At 59.6% G+C, this 20,349-nt stretch carries 19 protein-coding genes and 1 pseudogene; all 20 read left to right on the forward strand.

The window, feature by feature from the left end:
* Positions 1-15: 15 nt before the first annotated feature.
* The 20 genes and pseudogenes from LOY43_RS07815 (at position 16) to fliI (ending at position 20,347) form a co-directional block, all read left to right on the forward strand.
* Entirely contained in the window at positions 16-636 is a 621-nt protein-coding gene (locus tag LOY43_RS07815; RefSeq protein ID WP_034153278.1) for a pseudaminic acid biosynthesis-associated methylase, read from the forward strand.
* On the forward strand, positions 633-1,328 hold the full coding sequence (gene pseF, locus LOY43_RS07820) for a pseudaminic acid cytidylyltransferase (RefSeq protein ID WP_258709432.1): 696 nt from the start codon (positions 633-635) through the stop codon (positions 1,326-1,328). The genes LOY43_RS07815 and pseF overlap by 4 nt, the downstream gene beginning before the upstream one ends.
* Positions 1,325-2,830, forward strand: a complete 1,506-nt coding sequence (pseG, locus tag LOY43_RS07825) for a UDP-2,4-diacetamido-2,4,6-trideoxy-beta-L-altropyranose hydrolase (RefSeq protein ID WP_258709433.1) — start codon at positions 1,325-1,327, stop codon at positions 2,828-2,830. Before pseF ends, pseG begins: the two co-directional genes overlap by 4 nt.
* Positions 2,823-3,875 (forward strand): pseudaminic acid synthase, encoded by a 1,053-nt coding sequence (gene pseI, locus LOY43_RS07830; RefSeq protein WP_095050171.1) that lies wholly within the window; start codon positions 2,823-2,825, stop codon positions 3,873-3,875. The genes pseG and pseI overlap by 8 nt, the downstream gene beginning before the upstream one ends.
* A 226-nt stretch (positions 3,876-4,101) precedes the next feature.
* Entirely contained in the window at positions 4,102-5,028 is a 927-nt protein-coding gene (locus LOY43_RS07835; RefSeq protein ID WP_007920064.1) for a ketoacyl-ACP synthase III, read from the forward strand.
* Between the two features lie 87 nt (positions 5,029-5,115).
* Positions 5,116-6,405 (forward strand): motility associated factor glycosyltransferase family protein, encoded by a 1,290-nt coding sequence (locus LOY43_RS07840; RefSeq protein ID WP_258709434.1) that lies wholly within the window; start codon positions 5,116-5,118, stop codon positions 6,403-6,405.
* The gene (locus tag LOY43_RS07845; RefSeq protein WP_095050173.1) at positions 6,402-6,668 is read left to right on the forward strand and encodes a hypothetical protein; all 267 of its coding nucleotides are present in this window, start codon (positions 6,402-6,404) and stop codon (positions 6,666-6,668) included. The genes LOY43_RS07840 and LOY43_RS07845 overlap by 4 nt, the downstream gene beginning before the upstream one ends.
* Positions 6,669-6,910: 242 nt before the next feature.
* On the forward strand, positions 6,911-7,762 hold the full coding sequence (locus tag LOY43_RS07850; protein ID WP_007920059.1) for a flagellin domain-containing protein: 852 nt from the start codon (positions 6,911-6,913) through the stop codon (positions 7,760-7,762).
* Positions 7,763-7,834: 72 nt separating this feature from the next.
* Positions 7,835-8,190: pseudogene (locus LOY43_RS07855) on the forward strand (flagellar protein FlaG).
* Positions 8,191-8,272: 82 nt separating this feature from the next.
* Positions 8,273-9,715, forward strand: a complete 1,443-nt coding sequence (fliD, locus tag LOY43_RS07860; RefSeq protein WP_095126505.1) for a flagellar filament capping protein FliD — start codon at positions 8,273-8,275, stop codon at positions 9,713-9,715.
* Between the two features lie 129 nt (positions 9,716-9,844).
* Positions 9,845-10,243, forward strand: a complete 399-nt coding sequence (gene fliS, locus LOY43_RS07865) for a flagellar export chaperone FliS (protein ID WP_093439698.1) — start codon at positions 9,845-9,847, stop codon at positions 10,241-10,243.
* Between the two features lie 11 nt (positions 10,244-10,254).
* Positions 10,255-10,551: a hypothetical protein gene (locus tag LOY43_RS07870; RefSeq protein ID WP_016984299.1), complete on the forward strand. Its 297-nt coding sequence runs from the start codon at positions 10,255-10,257 to the stop codon at positions 10,549-10,551.
* Between the two features lie 172 nt (positions 10,552-10,723).
* Positions 10,724-12,199 (forward strand): sigma-54 dependent transcriptional regulator, encoded by a 1,476-nt coding sequence (locus LOY43_RS07875; RefSeq protein ID WP_007920053.1) that lies wholly within the window; start codon positions 10,724-10,726, stop codon positions 12,197-12,199.
* Between the two features lie 125 nt (positions 12,200-12,324).
* Positions 12,325-13,518, forward strand: coding sequence for a PAS domain-containing sensor histidine kinase (locus LOY43_RS07880; protein WP_175559666.1), 1,194 nt, complete (start codon positions 12,325-12,327; stop codon positions 13,516-13,518).
* Between the two features lie 5 nt (positions 13,519-13,523).
* Entirely contained in the window at positions 13,524-14,915 is a 1,392-nt protein-coding gene (locus tag LOY43_RS07885; protein ID WP_095126506.1) for a sigma-54 dependent transcriptional regulator, read from the forward strand.
* A gap of 128 nt (positions 14,916-15,043) precedes the next feature.
* A complete protein-coding gene (gene fliE / locus LOY43_RS07890; protein WP_038363826.1) occupies positions 15,044-15,373 on the forward strand; it encodes a flagellar hook-basal body complex protein FliE in 330 nt (109 codons plus the stop codon).
* A 15-nt stretch (positions 15,374-15,388) separates the two neighbouring features.
* The gene (gene fliF, locus LOY43_RS07895; protein ID WP_095050177.1) at positions 15,389-17,176 is read left to right on the forward strand and encodes a flagellar basal-body MS-ring/collar protein FliF; all 1,788 of its coding nucleotides are present in this window, start codon (positions 15,389-15,391) and stop codon (positions 17,174-17,176) included.
* Positions 17,169-18,188, forward strand: coding sequence for a flagellar motor switch protein FliG (fliG, locus tag LOY43_RS07900; protein WP_016771079.1), 1,020 nt, complete (start codon positions 17,169-17,171; stop codon positions 18,186-18,188). The genes fliF and fliG overlap by 8 nt, the downstream gene beginning before the upstream one ends.
* A gap of 4 nt (positions 18,189-18,192) precedes the next feature.
* Entirely contained in the window at positions 18,193-18,999 is an 807-nt protein-coding gene (fliH, locus tag LOY43_RS07905; protein ID WP_258709435.1) for a flagellar assembly protein FliH, read from the forward strand.
* Positions 18,989-20,347, forward strand: a complete 1,359-nt coding sequence (gene fliI, locus LOY43_RS07910; RefSeq protein ID WP_116254413.1) for a flagellar protein export ATPase FliI — start codon at positions 18,989-18,991, stop codon at positions 20,345-20,347. Before fliH ends, fliI begins: the two co-directional genes overlap by 11 nt.
* The last annotated feature ends 2 nt before the right edge of the window (positions 20,348-20,349 follow it).

Raw genomic sequence — 20,349 nt, forward strand, 5'->3', positions numbered from 1 at the left:
GGATGAGTATCTGCAATGCGTCATTTGAGTGAGCAGGAAAAGTTCTGGCAGGGCGACTTCGGCAACCAGTACGTCGCGCGCAATGTCGGTCAGCCGCTAGTGGCGGCGAACCTGGCGTTGTTTGCCAAAGCGCTGAGTCGGGCTGCAGGCATCGAGAGCCTGGTCGAACTGGGCACTAACGCCGGCAATAATTTGCAGGCATTGCATCAACTGCTGCCGCGCTGTGAGCTGTTCGGCGTCGAGATCAACGACAGCGCCTGTGCTCAGGCACGGGCGTTGGACATTGCCCAGATCTGGCATGGCTCGCTGTTCGACTTCCCGCGCGAGCGCCGCTACGACCTGACCCTGAGTAAAGGCGTGCTGATTCACTTGGCCCCGGAGCTGTTGCCGACCGCTTATGCGCAGTTGTACGAGTTGAGCCAGCGCTACATCCTGATCGCCGAGTATTACAATCCGGCACCGGTGGAAGTGTCCTATCGTGGCAACAGCGGCAAGCTGTTCAAGCGCGATTTTGCCGGTGAAATGCTCGATCGCTATGCCGATTTGCACTTGCTGGATTATGGTTTCGTCTATCATCGCGATCCGCAGTTTCCTGTGGACGACATCACTTGGTTCCTGTTGGAAAAGCGCCCTTGAGCAACGTTGCAATCATCCCGGCCCGTGGCGGTAGCAAACGCATCCCGCGCAAGAACCTTTTGCCGTTCGACGGCGTGCCGATGATTGTCCGTTCGATCCGCACTGCGGTCGATTCCGGGTTGTTCGATCAGGTTGTGGTCAGCACCGACGATGCCGAAATTGCCGATGTGGCGCGAGCCCATGGCGCGCAGGTGCCATTTCTGCGCCCGGTAGACTTGGCCGATGATTTCACCGGCACGGCGGCAGTGATCGTGCATGCCTTGCAGCAGTTGCCGGCGTTCGATTACGCCTGTTGCGTGTATGCCACGGCGCCGCTGTTGCAGGTACGTTATCTGCGCCAGGGCATCGAGTTGCTGGAGCAGCGTTCAGACAAGTCCTTCGCGTTCTCCGTGTGCAGTTTCGGTTTTCCGGTGCAGCGTGCGTTGACGCTGGACGGGCAGGGTGGGTTGAGCGCTTTGTATCCGGAATTTCGCAATACACGTTCGCAGGATTTGCCCGAAGCATTTCAGGACGCCGGTCAGTTTTACTGGGGGCGCACTGAGGCGTGGTTGCGCGGCGAGGTGCTCTATTCGCCAGCCAGCCTGCCGGTGATTCTGCCCCGGCATCTGGTGCAGGACATCGACACCCTTGAAGACTGGAAGCGCGCCGAATACCTATACGCCGCGCTCAAGGCTGGTGGAGAGCTGCAATGAGAGTGCTGATTCGTGCCGACGCCTCGCCAACCATCGGCAGCGGCCACATCGCCCGCTGCCTGACGCTGGCGCGAGTGTTGCGCGGGCAGGGCAGCCACGTCGCGTTTGCCTGCCGCTGTCTGCCGGGGCATCGCCTTGATGCCTTGCGCGCCGAGGGCTTCGAGACTTTTGCGCTGCCTGAGCGCTATGCCGCTGAAGATCCACAGCAGGCCATCGAATCAATGCTGCCGTGGCAGGCCGACATCGACGCGTTGGCTGCGGTGCTCGAGGGGCACGCCGAATTCGACTGGGTGATTGTCGATCACTACGGCCTCGATCACCAATGGCAGACGGCTGCTCGACGGTGGGCACCACGGATTGCGGCAGTGGATGATCTTGCTACGCGGCGCTACAGCGTCGATCTGCTGCTCAATCAGAATCTCTCGGGCCTGCACGAAAATTATCAGCCGCTGTTGCCTGAAGGGTGTCGCACCTTGCTCGGCCCACGCTATGCCATGTTGCGTGAAGAATTCAGCTGCCCGGCCATCGAGATCAAACCCACGGCGCGAAGGGTGTTGGTCAATTTCGGTGGTTTCGATGCCGCGCGGCAAACCTACCACGCGATGCTCGCGCTGGCGGACTTTCCCGAGTTGCAGGTGGACTTCGTCGCAGGCGCCGATAACCCGGCATGGGCCAAGATGCAGGCCTTGGCCGAGACACGGCCGAACTGGCGTCTGCACAGTTTTGTCAGCAACTTCTACCAGCGCATGACCGAAGCTGATCTGTTTATCGGCGCCGGGGGCGGCACCAGTTGGGAGCGGGCGGCGATGGGGTTGCCGACGATCTGTATTGCCGTGTCGAACAACCAGCAGGCCAACGGCGAAGTCATGGCCGCGGCGGGCGCGCATGTGTTCATGGGCGCCCGTGAGCAGGTCAGTGTCGAGCAGTTGCGCGACGCAATTGGCTTTGTCAGCGGCAATCATTATTTGCGCCAGAGCCTGGCCGAACGCTCGCGGCAACTGGTCGACGGGCGGGGTGCCGAGCGTGTCGCGGTGGCACTGGCCGGTGCGGTGCTCAAGGTGCGTGCGGCGACTCTGGATGACGCGCAGTTGCTGTTCGATGGGCGCAATGCCGAAACGGTACGGCGCTGGTCGCTGGACAGCGGCGTGATCGATTGGCCGCAGCACCTGAACTGGTTGACGGCGAGTTTGCGCAATCCGCAACGCCTGTTGTTGATCGCCGAGGCGGACGACGGCGCGGTCGGCGTTGTGCGTTATGACCTGCGCGGGTTTGAAGCCGAAGTCTCGATCTACCTGCTTGAGGGACGTTTCGGCCTGGGTTGGGGCAAGGCGCTGCTGACGCGGGGCGAAGCGTTCGTCACCCGCCACTGGCCGCAAGTGACCGGCATTACCGCTCAGGTACTGCCGGGCAATCGTGCCTCGTTGAATGTGTTTCATGACGCCGGGTTCACTCAGAGTGCCTGTACGTTCACCCGTGTTTTGAAGGATCACCCGCATGACTAGTTTCAAGATCGGCAACCGCTTGATCGGTGCCGATGCGCCGCCCTTCATCATCGCCGAGATGAGTGGCAACCATAACCAGTCGCTGGACGTGGCCCTGCAAATCGTCGAGGCAGCGGCCAAGGCCGGGGCGCATGCCTTGAAACTGCAAACCTACACCGCCGAAACCATGACGCTGGATTTGTCTGAAGGTGAGTTCTTCATCAAGGATCCGGGCAGTCTGTGGGCCGGCACTTCGCTCTACGATTTGTATGAAAAAGCCCATACACCGTGGGAATGGCATGCGCCGATTTTTGCTCGTGCCAAGGAACTGGGGATGCTCGCGTTCTCGACACCGTTCGATGACAGCGCCGTGGACTTTCTCGAAAGCCTTGATGTGCCGGCCTACAAGATTGCCAGTTTCGAAAACACTGACTTGCCGTTGATCCGTCGTGTGGCCGCCACCGGCAAACCGCTGATCATCTCCACCGGCATGGCCAGCATCGCTGAGCTGGATGAAGCCGTGCGCGCTGCCCGCGAGGCGGGGTGCAAGGATCTAGTGCTGCTCAAATGCACCAGCACCTATCCGGCGACCCCGCTCAACAGCAACGTGCGCACGATCCCGCATCTGCGCGAATTGTTCGGTTGCGAAGTGGGGCTGTCGGATCACTCGATGGGCGTTGGTGTGTCCGTGGCCGCCGTGGCGCTCGGTGCGACCGTGGTGGAAAAACACTTCACCCTCGACCGTTCAGCAGGTGGCGTCGATGCGAGTTTCTCCCTGGAACCGGCGGAAATGGCCAGTCTGGTGGTGGAAACCGAGCGCGCCTGGCAAGCCATGGGCCAAGTGCATTACGGTGTCACAGAGGCTGAACGCAAGTCGTTGGTCTATCGCCGTTCGCTGTATGTCACGGCCGACATGGCCGCCGGTGACACCTTTACCGGGGACAATCTGCGCGCCATTCGCCCCGGCCTCGGTCTGCCGCCCAAGCACACCGACGCTGTTCTTGGTCGCCGCGCCCGCGCCCCGATCAAGCGCGGCACACCGCTGGACTGGTCGTTGGTCGAATAACCCGATCTGCACCGATTCGGCAAAATAGCGTGACCTGCGAGTCATAACGCGCATCTTCACTGTATTGTATTGATCGGGGAGATGGCGCCTGGCTCGTTTTCGATTCCAGTGATAGCCCTTTGCGCTCCCCGTGGCTGCCCGTTGTGGCGGCCGTTTTCTGTTTGTCGGCGCCCCTCGAAATCCTTGCGAGCGGTGGTCTTGGGCTGTTTTTTATTGGGAAGCCGTAATGATTGGCATAAAAAGCATTGCGAGCTACGTTCCTGTAGCCGGCGTGGACAATTACGCACAAGGTGCAAAATTCGAGAAGGATGAAGAATTCATCCTTGGCAAGATCGGCTCGGCATTCCTGCCGCGCAAAGACGCTGAACAAGAAACCTCCGACCTGTGCGTGGAAGCGGCCAATGCGCTGTTTGCCAGCAACCCGGATCTGAAACGTGAATCGATCGACGCCTTGATCGTCGTCACCCAGAACGGTGACGAAGAAGGCCTGCCGCACACGGCTGCAATCGTGCAGGACAAACTCGGTCTGCCGACCAACGTGGCGGCCTTCGACATTTCCCTGGGCTGCTCCGGTTATGTCTACGGCATCTACGCGATCAAGGGCTTCATGGAAGCCGCCGGCCTGAAGAACGGCCTGCTGATTACCGCTGACCCGTACTCGAAAATCGTCGATCCGGAAGACCGCAACACCACCATGCTGTTCGGCGATGCCGCAACCGCTACGTGGATGGGTGAAGATCCGACCTGGGCGCTGGGCAAGGCCAAGTTTGGCACCGACGGCTCCGGTGCACCGCACTTGAAAGTCACCGATGGCGTGTTCTTCATGAACGGTCGTCAGGTCTTCAACTTTGCGCTGCTCAAAGTCCCGGCACACTTGCACGAACTGCTCGACGATTCCGGTCTGAAAGCCGATGACATCGATGCCTTCTGCATTCACCAAGGCAGTGCGGCGATTGTCGATGCCGTGGCGCGGCGCTTCGAAGGCGAGCCGGAGAAGTTCATCAAGGACATGGTCGAGACCGGTAATACCGTGTCGTCGAGCATTCCGTTGCTGCTGGAGAAACACGTCATCGATTCCGACTGGCAGCGTATTGCCTTGAGCGGTTTTGGTGTCGGTCTGTCATGGGGCTCGGCGATCATCTATCGCCCTTGAGTCCGAGCAAAAACGGCGGATACAAAAATAGCGTTCAAGGTTAACCTTGAACGCTATTTTTTTGCCTGGAAGGGAGCGCGAGGCGCCATGAGCGAGTTTTTTCAAGCCAATGCCGAGGTGTTGCAACGGCGCTGGCCGGCGCTGTTCGAACGACTGGTGGCGCAAGACAGTACGGCCATTGCGGCTCAATTGGTTGAGGGGCTAGGCTCGACGCTGAGCATCAACGGCATCCAGCTCACCAGTCGTCACGATCGCCTCCAAGAAGCGCAGATTCAGGCGGCCAGCCTGCCGGACAAGGCGCAACTGCACGTCTATGGCACCGGTCTCGGTGATTTGCCCGGTGTGCTGCTTGAGCGGACGGGATTGCAACGCTTGTACGTGCACATCCTCAATGGCGCGCTGTTTGCGCTGGTGGTGCAACTGCTCGATCAGCGTCAGTGGCTGGAAGACCCGCGGGTCGAGTTGTTTTACGCTGCCGATCATCCGGACTTGTTCACGCCGTTTTTTGCCCTGCCTGCCGAGATGTTGCTGGCCGATGACTACAACGCGAAGATTCGCGATCGGCTGGTCAATGAAGTCCATCTGAGTTTTAACAATCGCGAATTCGACGCGCAGTCGCCGTTCATTCAACAGCGCTTGCAGGACTGCTTGCCGGTGCTGCTGGGTGATGACGATGTGGCGCAGTTGTTTGGTACCTGCACCGATCGCGAGATCTACGTGATCGCTACCGGGCCGACTCTGGAAGGGCACTTTGAACGATTGGCAGCGCTCCGGAATCAGGCTCAGCGCCCGCTGTTCATCTGTGTCGACACGGCGTATCGGCCGTTGATTGAGCACGGGATCGTTCCGGATCTGGTGGTGACCATTGATCAGCGCATCAGCTTCCGTCATTTGCCGTTCGAGGCGTCTGACGGTATCCCGCTGGTGTATTTGCCCATGAGCGATCCCGAAGTTTTGCGGGCCTGGAAGGGCAAGCGCTATGGCGGTTACTCGGCCAGTCCGGTGTACGCCGGGTTGCGTGAACAGCATCCGCGCGCGCTGCTGCACGTCGGCGGCAGCGTGATCCATCCGGCGGTCGATCTGGCGGTGCAAATGGGCGCGTCTCGCATCACGCTATTTGGCGCCGATTTCGCCTTCCCGATGAACAAGACTCACGCGGGCTGGAGCGATGGCGATCTGGGGCCACCGGTGAATCAGGCGCGGCATTGGGTGCGCGATGGCCATGGTCAGCGGGTGACCACACAGCTCAACTTTCGCGGTTATTTGTGTGTGCTGGAGCGCTATATCGCTGCACATCCACAGGTCGAATTTCTCAACAGCAGCCGCTCCGGGGCGCTGATCGCCGGAACCGACTTCAACCCGGAGTTTGTGCAATGAGTACGCTGAGCCTCTGTAAGGATGAATGTCGCCAGTGTGCGGGTTTGTTTCGCCTCGGGCGCGATGTCGAGGCGGCGCTGACGATGGTCGATGTGTTTGAAAAGGCCCAGCAATGTTTAGCGTCTGCCCCGGTAGAGGTTCAGCAGGTGTGGGCGCAGCTGTTAATGCAAATGCTCGAATGTCAGGAGCGCCAGGACTGGTTGGGGCTGGCTGATTATATGGAGTACGAATTGATCGAGTTGCTGGAAAGTGTTCCGGTCTGAGCAGGCCGACAGCACTGGCCCGCAGGTTTGCGCCGCAGTCGGTTTTATGACGTCATTTTATCGCGGCTGACGTACTGCTAAGTCTTTGTTTTCTCGGGGGTGGCAGGGTGATGGCAAATTTTTTTCAAAAAGCCCTCAAGCAACCTGCAAACCCGACGATAACTATTACGAAGGTTCTCTAGGCCATACCCGGCGGTTGCCAGGGCCGGAAGCCGCAGTACCCAACCAACGAGGAATTCGTCATGGCTTTAACAGTAAACACCAACACCACGTCGTTGAACGTTCAGAAAAACCTGAACCGCGCTTCCGACGCTCTGTCGACTTCGATGCAGCGCCTGTCTTCCGGCCTGAAAATCAACAGCGCTAAAGACGACGCCGCTGGCCTGCAGATCTCGAACCGTATGTCCTCGCAGATCCGTGGTAACACCCAAGCCATCCAGAACGCCAACGACGGTATCTCCGTTGCCCAGACCGCTGAAGGCGCTCTGCAAGCTACTACCGACATCCTGCAGCGTATGCGTGAACTGGCTGTTAAAGCACGTAACGGTACCAACGGCACTGCTGACCAGACCGCTACCAACGCTGAATTCGCTCAGATGTCCGACGAGATCACCCGTATCTCGGCTTCGACCAACCTGAACGGCAAAAACCTGCTGGACGGTTCGGCTGGTACTGTGACCCTGCAAGTGGGCGCAAACACCGGTTCGGCTAACCACATCGACCTGGTACTGAGCTCCAAGTTCGACGCAGTAAGCCTGTCGGTAGGTAGCGGTACTCTGTCCCTGACCGGTGCTACCGTAACTGGCGCTTCGCAGAACATCGACAACGCGATCACCGCGATCGACGCTGCAATCGCTGCCATCGGTGCAACTCGTGCCAGCCTGGGTGCTTCGCAAAACCGTCTGACCAGCACCATCCAGAACTTGCAGAACATCACCGAGAACACCACTGCTGCACAAGGTCGCGTACAAGATACCGACTTCGCCGCAGAGACTGCTAACCTGACCAAGCAGCAAACCCTGCAACAGGCTTCGACCTCCGTACTGGCTCAAGCCAACCAACTGCCTTCCGCTGTACTGAAGCTGCTTCAGTAATTTCGGAATGAGTTTGAGCGGGGGAGTGCGCTGGTCGCGCTCTCTCGCTTTTTTCGTTAGGAGGTGATGAGCATGGACATGAGCGTAAAGCTTAACGTGTCTTATCCGGCTCCCAAGCCAGTAACGCCGGTTGCTGACAAACCGTCAGAGACGCCTAAAGTTGCCAAGACTGAAGCGCCGGTCGCTGCCAAGAGTCAGGATTCGGACGACGCCAAATTGAAACTGGCGGTGCAGGAGATCGAAAAGTTTGTACAGTCGATCAAGCGCAATCTGGAGTTTTCCATCGATGAACACTCTGGAAAGGTCATCGTCAAGGTGATCGCAAGCGAGACGGGGAGGTCGTTCGACAGATTCCCTCCGCAGAGGCCCTCAAGCTGGCAGACAGCCTCGCCAATGCCAGTCACGTATTGTTTGACGCCAAAGTCTGATAGCTGGCATGAATTATGTTTGTCCGTTCTCGAGATGCGTGTAACGGTCAAAAGAATGGCAACAATCTGAAGGGAGATGCACATGGCAAGTCCAATTCTACCGGGTTCCGGACTGGGTTCCGGTCTGGACATCGGCGCGATCGTGACCGCGCTGGTAAACGCCGACAAGTCGCCGAAGCAGACGCAGATCGATTCTGCGACCAAAACCAACACCCTGAAGATTTCCGGTGTCGGTGCGCTGAAAAACGCATTGGCGGCCTACCAGAAGGCAATGACCGATCTGGGCAGCAAGACTAACCCTGCGTTTGCCGGTTACGCGGCGACCTCGTCTACCCCGACAACGCTGACCGCTACTTCCGATAACACGGCTGTTTCGGGCACATACAGTGTCGTGGTAAATAACTTGGCCACCGGCTCGAAAGTAGCTAGTGCATCCTTTGCCGGCGGCGCGGCCAGTGCCATTCCGAGTGGTACCCTGAAAATCAGTCAGAATGGCACTGATTACAATGTCGATATTCCGGCCAATGCCACCTTGCAGACTACCCGTGATGCCATCAACAAGGCGCAGGGTGTCAACGGTGTTTCCGCCAACATCGTGACCGACAGCTCGGGCGCTTCGCGTCTGGTGATCAGCTCCAACAAGACGGGCGCGGGCTCCGACCTGACGGTCAGTGGTATTGCCGGTCTGGAAATCGATGGCACCAAGGTCATGTCTGCGACCCCGGCCGCTGGTGACTCAGGGGCTGTGGGCGATATTGCCAAGGATGCGAAGCTGACCATTGATGGTCTTGCCGTTACCAGCAAGAGCAACACAGTGAGCGGCGCCATCAGTGGCTTGACCATGAACCTGGTGGAAGCCAGCCCCACCGCGGTCAAGGTCTCTGTCGATACCAACACCAAGGGCTTGCAGGCTTCGGTTCAGCAATTCGTCGACGCTTTCAACACGCTCAAGACCACCATCGATAGCCTGTCCAAGGCAACGCCGGACGAAGATGGCAAGTTGACGGTGCAGGCCGCGTTTACCGGTGATTCTCTGCCGCGGACGTTGATTGCAGACATTCGTGCCCAATTGACCACTTCGTCGCCTGGCGAGCTGGGTGTGCTGTCGCAGATCGGCGTCATGACCGATCGCGACACCGGTAAGCTGACGCTGGACGCGACGGCTTTCAACAAGGCCATGTCTCAGCCAGGCATGACTGGTCAGGTGCAGCAGCTGTTCTCCGGCACCGACGATAAAAACGGTCTGTTGGCGCGAATGAGCAAAGCGGTCGATCCGTACCTCAAAGCTTCTGCTGATGGTAAAACCACCAGCGGTCTGCTTGATCAGCGTATGACCATTCTGAACAACAACACCCGCAGCCTCACGTCGCAGCAGTTGGCGCTGGATCTGCGTGTCGCCAACCTGACCAAGACGTTGACTGCCAAGTACAACGCCATGGACTTGCTGGTAGGGCAGATGAAGGCTACGGCGAGCAATATTACGTCGTTCTTCAGCTCGCTTAACGCTCAGCAGTCCGCGAAGTAACGCGCGGGCACGACAAAAACCCGGCTACGCTTCATCGGCGTGCGCCGGGTTTTTGTCTTTTGATCTAAAGTTCTGTGATTCGTTGGCGATACACTGGTTATACGAGTCATTGTGGCAATGAGGTAGAACATGAATCCGATGTTAGCCCTTCGGCAGTATCAGAAAGTCGGCGCACACGCTCAGACATCCGAAGCGAGTCCGCACCGTCTGGTGCAAATGTTGATGGAAGGTGGTCTGGCCCGTATTGCTCAGGCCAAAGGCGCCATCGAGCGCAAGGACATTCCTGGCAAATGCACTTCGATCAGCAAGGCGATTGGCATTGTCAGCGGTCTGCGTGAAGGCCTTGATCTGGAAAACAGCGCAGATACCCTGGCTGATCTGGATGGGCTGTATATCTACATGATGAAGCGCCTCGCCGAGGCGAACATCAGCAGCGACCTGCGCATTCTTGATGAGGTTGCCGGCTTGCTGAGCACGGTCAAGGAAGGCTGGGATGCTATTGCCCCTGTGCCTGCTCCGCAGTTTTAAAGGAGATCGTCATGAGTCTTGTATTGCAGCGAATCGCCGATACCCGAGAGGCGTTGGTTACTGCCCTCGCTGAACGCAATTGGGAAGCCATTGGTGAACTGGATCTGGCTTGCCGTTCCTGCATGGAAGACGTCATGGCTGAGGCTGCGCTGGACGAGGTCGCGTTGCGCGACAACCTTGAGGAGTTGCTCCACGTCTACAAGGAGCTTCTTGAGGTGGCCATGGGTGAGCGGCAGGCGATAGCCAATGAGATGTCGCAGATCACGCAAGCGCAAAAGGCGGCAAAGGTTTACCATCTGTTTGGTTAATTAACCTCCAGTTAATCCAGACATGTGCGCCATAAATTTGACTGTGCACGGTTTTTTGACTTAACTAGTGGCTGTTTTCAGATTTCAGGCGTCTACAGGCACATGGTGTCCTGCAAGCGTCTCGCTTGCCCCTTATTTTGGGCATTGAGTTGACTAGGGAAGTTGCTATTGCATGTGGCGTGAAACCAAAATTCTGCTGATCGATGACGATAGCGTCCGCCGCCGCGACTTGGCGGTGATTCTAAATTTTCTTGGCGAAGAAAATTTACCCTGCGGCAGCCATGACTGGCAGCAGGCAGTCGGCTCTTTGTCGTCTAGTCGTGAGGTCATTTGCGTACTGATCGGGACGGTTAATGCTCCTGGTGCGCTTTTGGGCTTGCTAAAGACACTCTCAACCTGGGATGAGTTCCTTCCGGTTTTGTTGATGGGCGATAATTCTTCCGTTGACTTGCCTGAAGACCAGCGTCGCCGAGTGCTTTCGACCCTCGAAATGCCTCCCAGCTACAGCAAATTGCTTGACTCCCTGCACCGTGCTCAGGTCTATCGCGAGATGTACGACCAGGCACGCGAGCGCGGCCGTCATCGCGAACCCAATCTGTTCCGCAGCCTTGTCGGCACCAGCCGTGCGATTCAGCACGTGCGCCAGATGATGCAGCAAGTCGCCGACACCGATGCCAGCGTGCTGATCCTCGGTGAGTCCGGCACTGGCAAGGAAGTGGTTGCGCGCAACCTGCATTACCATTCCAAGCGCCGCGACGCACCGTTCGTGCCGGTCAACTGCGGGGCGATCCCGGCAGAGCTGCTCGAAAGCGAATTGTTCGGTCACGAGAAGGGTGCTTTCACCGGAGCGATCACCAGCCGTGCCGGCCGCTTCGAACTGGCCAATGGCGGTACGCTGTTCCTTGACGAAATCGGCGACATGCCGCTGCCGATGCAGGTCAAACTGCTGCGCGTCCTGCAGGAGCGCACCTTCGAACGCGTGGGCAGCAACAAGACCCAGAGCGTTGATGTGCGCATCATCGCCGCGACCCACAAGAATCTCGAAAGCATGATCGAGATCGGCACCTTCCGCGAAGACCTTTACTATCGCCTGAACGTGTTCCCGATCGAGATGGCGCCGCTGCGTGAGCGCGTCGAAGACATTCCGTTGCTGATGAACGAACTGATCTCGCGCATGGAGCACGAGAAGCGCGGTTCGATCCGCTTCAACTCGGCAGCGATCATGTCGCTGTGCCGTCACGGCTGGCCGGGCAACGTCCGCGAGCTGGCCAACCTGGTGGAGCGCATGGCGATCATGCATCCGTACGGGGTGATCGGCGTGGTCGAGTTGCCGAAGAAATTCCGCTACGTCGACGACGAAGACGAGCAAATGGTCGACAGCCTGCGCAGCGATCTCGAAGAGCGCGTGGCGATCAACGGCCATACGCCGGACTTCACCGCCAACGCCATGCTGCCGCCGGAAGGCCTGGACCTGAAAGACTACCTCGGTGGTCTGGAGCAAGGCCTGATTCAGCAGGCGCTGGACGATGCCAATGGCATTGTGGCGCGTGCGGCTGAACGCCTGCGTATCCGTCGCACCACCCTGGTGGAGAAGATGCGCAAGTACGGCATGAGCCGGCGCGATGGAGATGAACAGGCGGAGGATTGACGCCTGTTTTTCAACTGCTTCATTTATAAGCAGTTTTTTTTAGGCACGGGTATTGCTACAGCCCTCGCAACGTTCCGTTTAACTGACGGTCAGCCAAGCGAGAAAGCACAATGCCCCACGCCCAGATGTCTACTGCCTCCAGTCCCGAGGGGCAGCCGTCCTCCGTAGAGCAGGCAAGCCGACAGGGCCTGGAGCAGGCATTCGAGCTGTTCAGCCAGATGTCCAGCCAGCTGACGGACTCCTACAGCATGCTTGAAGCGCGGGTGACCGAGCTCAAGGGTGAGCTCGCAGTCGTCAGTGCCCAGCGCATGCAGGAGCTGGCGGAAAAAGAACGCTTGGCCAACCGCCTGCAAAATCTCCTTGATCTGTTGCCCGGTGGCGTCATCGTCATCGACGGTCACGGCATGGTGCGCGAATCTAATCCTGCCGCTATCGAACTGCTCGGCTTGCCGCTTGAGGGCGAGCTGTGGCGCCATGTGATTGCGCGTTGCTTTGCCCCGCGTGAAGACGACGGTCATGAAGTTTCCTTGAAAAATGGTCGACGCCTGTCGATTGCCACCCGTTCGCTGGATGCCGAGCCGGGGCAGCTGGTGCTGCTCAACGACCTGACAGAAACCCGTCATCTGCAAGATCAACTGGCACGCCACGAGCGCTTGTCCTCGCTGGGGCGCATGGTCGCCTCGCTGGCCCATCAGATCCGCACGCCGCTGTCAGCCGCTTTGCTCTACGCCAGTCATTTGACTGAGCAGCAATTGCCGGTCGCTACCCAACAGCGTTTCGCCGGGCGCCTGAAAGAGCGCCTGCACGAGCTGGAGCACCAGGTGCGCGACATGCTGGTCTTCGCTCGCGGTGAGTTGCCGCTGACCGATCGCCTGACCCCGAACACCTTGATGCAGGCTCTGCAAGCGGCGGCGCTGACGCATGTCCAGGATCTGCCCATCCGCTGGCAGTGCGACAGTCATGCCGGTGAGCTGCTGTGCAACCGCGACACGCTGGTCGGAGCGCTGCTGAACCTGATCGAAAACGCCATTCAGGCCAGTGTCGGCGACGTCCGCCTGAAAGTGCATTGCTACACCCGTGACAACAACCTGCATCTGAGTATCAGCGACAGTGGCAGCGGCATCGAGCCTGCGGTTCTGGCGCGGCTCGGCGAGCCATTTTTTACCACCAAAGTCACCGGCACCGGCCTCGGCCTGACCGTGGTCAAGGCTGTGGCCCGTGCGCATCAGGGAGAATTGCTGCTGCGTTCGCGGGTCGGGCGCGGCACGTGCGCGCAGGTGATCCTGCCGCTGTTTTCCGCTGTACACGGAGCTGAGTAAAAGACATGGGCATCAAGGTTTTGCTGGTCGAGGATGACCGCTCATTGCGCGAGGCGCTGGCCGATACGTTGTTGCTGGCCGGGCACGATTACCACGCGGTCGGTTGCGCTGAAGACGCGCTGACGGCGGTGGCGCGTGAGGCGTTCAATCTGGTGGTCAGCGACGTCAACATGCCGGGCATGGACGGTCACCAGTTGCTCTCGCTGTTGCGGGCCCGCCAACCGCAATTGCCGGTGTTGCTGATGACGGCGCACGGCGCGGTCGAGCGTGCGGTCGATGCGATGCGCCAGGGCGCGGCCGACTATCTGGTCAAGCCGTTTGAACCCAAGGCCTTGCTGGATCTGGTGGCACGGCATGCGCTAGGCAGTATTGGTACAAGCGACGGCGACGGTCCGGTGGCCGTCGAGCCGGCCAGTGCGCAGTTGCTGGAGCTGGCAGCGCGGGTGGCGCGCAGCGATTCCACGGTGCTGATCTCTGGCGAATCCGGCACCGGTAAAGAAGTGCTGGCGCGTTACATTCATCAGCAATCCCATCGCTCCAGTCAGCCGTTCATCGCGATTAACTGCGCGGCGATCCCGGACAACATGCTCGAAGCCACGTTGTTCGGCCACGAGAAGGGTTCGTTCACGGGCGCCATTGCCGCACAAGCCGGCAAGTTCGAACAAGCCGACGGTGGCACGCTGTTGCTCGACGAAATCTCCGAAATGCCCCTCGGCCTGCAAGCCAAACTGCTGCGCGTGTTGCAGGAGCGCGAGGTCGAGCGCGTCGGGGCACGTAAACCGATTGCTCTGGATATTCGCGTGGTCGCGACCACCAACCGCGATCTGGCGGGCGAGGTGGCGGCGGGGCGGTTCCGTGAAGACCTTTTTTACCGTCTGTCGGTTTTCCCCTTGGCCTGGCGTCCACTTCGCGAACGCACTGCCGATATCCTGCCGCTGGCCGAAAGGTTGCTGGCCAAACACGTCAATAAAATGAAGCACGCGGCGGCGAAACTCTCGCCTGAAGCGCAGACGTGCCTGACCGCTTACCCGTGGCCGGGCAATGTGCGTGAGCTGGATAACGCCATTCAGCGTGCGCTGATCTTGCAGCAGGGCGGCTTGATTCAGCCGCAGGATTTCTGTCTGGCCGGTCCCGTGACGTACACCACGATGCCCGTCGTCGCGCCGGTGTCAGCGGTGCTTCGCGAGGTTGAAATCGAAGCGGATTCGGCCGGTGCACTGGGCGATGACCTGCGCCGCCGGGAGTTTCAGATGATCATCGACACCCTGCGTGCCGAGCGCGGCCGACGTAAAGAAGCGGCGGAAAAGCTCGGTATCAGCCCGCGCACCCTGCGCTACAAGCTGGCGCAAATGCGCGATGCCGGAATGGACGTCGAAGGTTATCTGTTCGCCACCTGACGTCTGGCGCAACGATTTGAAAACGCTTTTCTGAAAGGGGTGCCCATGAGCTGGCACCCTTGTTGCTAATACCTGTGTACCCGCCGAGTGAGTGTCAAAAAATTGCGGGCCGCCCAAGAGAGTAGACCATGAGCCAAGGTATTGAATTTAATCGGTTGATGATGGACATGAAGGCCATGAAACTGGACGCCATGTCTGCACCGAAATCGACGACCGCTGTCCCTGAACTGGCGGGCAGCAGCTTTTCCGACATGCTCGGTCAGGCGATCAACAAGGTCAGCGATACCCAGCAGGCGTCGACTCAGTTGGCCAACGCATTCGAAGTGGGCAAGAGCGGCGTCGATCTGACGGACGTGATGGTCGCTTCGCAAAAAGCCAGCGTGTCGTTCCAGGCTCTGACCCAGGTACGCAACAAGCTGGTTCAGGCTTATCAAGACATCATGCAGATGCCGGTTTAAGGACGAGATTGAGTCATGGCAGAAGCAGTCGCCGATAACGTTCCGGCCAAGGCCACCCCAATAGACGGCAAACCGCCGCTGTTCGGCTTGTCCTTCCTGGAAAACCTCTCCGAGATGACCATGCTGCGTCAGGTGGGCCTGTTGGTCGGCCTGGCTGCGAGCGTGGCGATTGGCTTTGCCGTGGTGCTGTGGTCGCAGCAGCCGGATTACCGTCCGTTGTACGGCAGCCTTGCCGGCATGGACGCCAAGCAGGTCATGGACACCCTGGCCTCTGCTGACATTCCTTACACCGTCGAACCGAACTCCGGCGCCTTGCTGGTCAAGGCCGATGACCTGTCCCGTGCGCGGATGAAACTCGCCGCTGCTGGTGTCACTCCCAGCGACGGCAACATCGGTTTTGAAATCCTCGACAAGGAACAGGGGCTGGGCACCAGTCAGTTCATGGAAGCGACGCGCTACCGTCGTGGCCTCGAAGGTGAACTGGCGCGGACCATCTCCAGCCTGAACAACGTCAAGGGTGCCCGCGTGCACCTGGCGATTCCGAAGAGTTCGGTGTTCGTGCGAGATGAACGCAAGCCAAGTGCTTCGGTTTTGGTCGAGTTGTATTCCGGTCGTTCGCTGGAGCCGGGTCAGGTGGTGGCGATCATCAACCTGGTGGCCACCTCCGTTCCTGAATTGAGCAAGTCGCAGATCACCGTCGTAGACCAGAAGGGCAACCTGCTCTCTGATCAGGCGGAGAACTCCGAAATGACCATGGCCGGCAAGCAGTTCGATTACAGCCGCCGCATGGAAAGCATGCTCACCCAGCGCGTGCACAACATTCTGCAGCCGGTATTGGGCAATGATCGCTACAAGGCTGAGGTCTCGGCCGACATCGATTTCAATGCCGTCGAGTCGACTGCCGAGCAGTTCAACCCGGATCAACCGGCGTTGCGCAGCGAGCAGTCGGTCAACGAACAACGCACCGCCAGCAATGGCCCGCAAGGTGTGCCGGGTGCTCTGAGCAACCAGCCGCCGTCGCCAGCCTCGGCGCCGCAAACCACCGGTGGCGCCGCAGCGCCGGCCGCTATGGTGCAGCCAGGCCAGCCGTTGGTTGATGCCAACGGTCAGCAGATCATGGACCCGGCCACCGGCCAGCCGATGCTCGCGCCATACCCGGCAGACAAGCGTCAACAATCGACCAAGAACTTCGAACTCGACCGTTCCATCAGCCACACCAAACAGCAGCAGGGTCGCCTGAATCGTCTGTCGGTGTCGGTGGTGGTCGACGATCAGGTCAAGGTCAACGCGGCCAACGGCGAAACCACACGCGCGCCGTGGAGCGCCGACGAATTGGCGCGTTTCACCCGTCTGGTCCAGGACGCCGTCGGTTTCGACGCCAGCCGTGGCGACAGCGTCAGCGTGATCAACATGCCGTTCTCCGCCGAGCGCGGCGAAGTGATTGCCGATATTCCGTTCTACTCCCAGCCATGGTTCTGGGACATCGTCAAACAAGTGCTGGGTGTGTTGTTCATCCTGGTGCTGGTGTTTGGTGTGCTGCGTCCGGTGCTCAACAACATCACCGGCGGCGGCAAAGGCAAGGAGCTGGCCGGTCTTGGCAGCGACGTGGAACTCGGTGGGATGGGCGGCCTGGACGGCGACCTGGCCAACGACCGCGTAAGCCTCGGTGGTCCGCAGAGCATTCTGTTGCCGAGCCCAAGTGAGGGTTATGACGCGCAACTGAATGCAATCAAGAGTCTGGTGGCCGAGGATCCGGGTCGCGTGGCTCAGGTCGTGAAAGAGTGGATTAACGCAGATGAGTGATAACCGAGCCGCTACCGTCAAACTGACCAAGGTCGACAAAGCCGCGATTCTGCTGCTGTCCCTGGGTTCGACCGACGCCGCACAAGTGCTGCGCCACATGGGCCCGAAAGAGGTTCAGCGTGTCGGCGTGGCCATGGCCCAGATGGGCAACGTCCATCGCGAGCAGGTCGAGCAGGTCATGAGCGAGTTCGTCGACATCGTCGGCGACCAGACCAGCCTCGGCGTCGGTTCCGACGACTACGTGCGCAAAATGCTCACCCAGGCTCTGGGTGAAGACAAGGCCAACGGCCTGATCGACCGCATCCTGCTCGGTGGCAACACCAGTGGCCTCGACAGCCTGAAATGGATGGAGCCGCGCGCCGTTGCCGACGTGATCCGTTACGAACACCCGCAGATTCAGGCGATCGTGGTGGCGTACCTCGACCCGGATCAGGCCGGTGAAGTGCTGGGCAACTTCGACCACAAGGTACGTCTGGACATCATCCTGCGCGTCTCGTCGTTGAACACCGTACAACCAGCAGCACTGAAAGAGCTGAACCAGATTCTCGAGAAGCAGTTCTCCGGCAACTCGAATGCCTCGCGCACCACCCTGGGCGGCATCAAGCGTGCGGCAGACATCATGAACTTCCTCGACAGCTCGATCGAAGGCCAGCTCATGGATTCGATCCGCGAAGTCGACGAAGACCTGTCCGGTCAGATCGAAGACCTCATGTTCGTGTTCAACAACCTCGCCGATGTCGACGACCGTGGCATTCAGGCGTTGCTGCGCGAAGTGTCCTCGGACGTGCTGGTGCTGGCCCTCAAGGGTTCGGACGAAGGCGTCAAAGAGAAGATCTTCAAGAACATGTCCAAACGTGCTGCCGAACTGTTGCGCGACGACCTCGAGGCCAAAGGCCCGGTGCGCGTCAGCGACGTCGAAACGGCACAGAAAGAAATCCTCACCATTGCCCGTCGTATGGCCGAAGCCGGCGAGATCGTACTCGGTGGCAAAGGTGGCGAGGAAATGATCTAAGCCCATGGACAAGCACGACGACGATGTGACGGATCTGATCCGTGCCCGCGATGTCCGTGGTTTCGAATCCTGGGCCATGCCCAGCTTCGACCCGCCGAAGCCGGAACCCGAGCCCGAGCCGGAACCCGAACCGCCGGAAATGGAAGAGGTGCCGCTGGAAGAAGTCCAGCCACTGACCCTGGAAGAACTCGAAAGCATCCGTCAGGAGGCTTACAACGAGGGCTTCGGCATCGGCGAGAAAGAAGGCTTTCACAGCGCCACACTCAAGGTTCGTCAGGAAGCTGAAGTGGCGTTGGCGGCGAAGCTGGCCAGCCTTGAGCAACTGATGGCGAACCTGTTCGAGCCGATCGCCGAGCAAGACACCCAGATTGAGAAATCACTGGTCGACCTCGTGCAGCACATCACCAAACAGGTGATCAAGCGCGAGCTGGCCATCGATTCCAGCCAGATCGAACACGTCATGCGCGATGCGCTCAAGCTGTTGCCGCTGGGCGTCGACAATGTGCGCCTGTACGTCAATCCGCAGGACTTCGAGCAGGCCAAGGCTTTGCGCGAACGTCATGAGGAAACCTGGCGCATTGTCGAAGACGAAGCGCTGTTGCCGGGTGGCTGCCGGGTTGAAACCGAGCACAGCCGCATCGATGCCAGCATCGAAGCCCGCGTCGCTCAGGTCATGGCCAAACTGTTCGATCAGTTGCACGAGCAGGCTTTGCACCCGGCCGAGGCGGATCTGACTCTGGACATTCCAGAAGATGTAAAACCGGCGGCCACACCTGACGAGCCGCTCGCGGACGAACCCGATGCGCCTTGAACGCACCAGTTTCGCCAAGCGCCTGAGCACTTACGCTGAGGCCACCGAGATTGCCGGCGCGCCGATTCTTGAAGGTCGCCTGCTGCGCATGGTTGGCCTCACCCTCGAAGCCGAAGGCCTGCGCGCCGCCATGGGCACGCGTTGCCTGGTAATCAATGATGACAGCTATCACCCGTCCCAGGTCGAAGCGGAAGTCATGGGGTTTTCCGGCGGCAAAGTATTCCTGATGCCGGTCGGCAGTGTCGCCGGTATCGCTCCCGGTGCCCGCGTGGTGCCGCTGGCTGAAACCGGCCGCTTGCCGATGGGCATGAGCATGCTCGGGCGCGTCCTCGACGGCGCCGGTCGTGCGTTGGACGGCAAGGGCGGGATGAAGGCCGAAGACTGGGTGCCAATGGACGGCCCGACGATCAACCCGCTCAACCGTGACCCGATCAGCGTACCGCTGGATGTTGGTATCCGTTGCATCAACGGTTTGCTGACGGTCGGTCGCGGCCAGCGTTTGGGTCTGTTCGCCGGTACCGGTGTCGGTAAATCGGTGTTGCTGGGCATGATGACCCGCTTCACCGAGGCCGACATTATCGTCGTTGGCCTGATCGGTGAGCGGGGTCGAGAAGTTAAGGAATTCATCGAGCACATCCTCGGTGAAGAAGGTCTCAAGCGTTCCGTGGTCGTCGCATCCCCTGCGGACGATGCGCCGCTGATGCGTCTTCGCGCCGCCATGTATTGCACGCGAATTGCCGAGTATTTCCGCGACAAGGGCAAGAACGTCCTGCTGCTGATGGATTCGCTGACCCGTTTCGCCCAGGCGCAGCGGGAAATCGCCTTGGCCATCGGCGAACCGCCGGCAACCAAGGGGTATCCGCCGTCGGTGTTCGCCAAATTGCCGAAACTGGTTGAGCGTGCCGGTAATGCGGAGAAGGGCGGTGGTTCGATTACCGCGTTCTATACGGTGTTGTCCGAAGGCGATGACCAGCAGGACCCGATTGCCGACTCGGCTCGAGGCGTACTTGATGGTCACATCGTGCTGTCCCGGCGTCTGGCTGAGGAAGGGCACTATCCGGCCATCGACATCGAAGCGTCGATCAGCCGGGTAATGCCTGCGGTGGTTTCGCCGGAACACATGCAGCGCGCGCAGTACTTCAAACAGTTGTGGTCGCGTTATCAGCAGAGCCGCGATCTGATCAGCGTCGGCGCCTACGTTGCCGGCGGCGACCGCGAGACCGATCTGGCGATTTCCCTGCAACCGCAGTTAGTGCGCTACCAGCGTCAGGGCCTCAACGACAAAATCAACATGGGTGAAAGCCAGGCCTATCTCGAGACCTTGTTCGCCCCTGCGGCGGGCGGGTAACC

Origin of the sequence: Pseudomonas sp. B21-041, from assembly GCF_024748675.1 — a bacterium.
In the GTDB taxonomy this organism is placed as follows: domain Bacteria; phylum Pseudomonadota; class Gammaproteobacteria; order Pseudomonadales; family Pseudomonadaceae; genus Aquipseudomonas; species Aquipseudomonas neuropathica.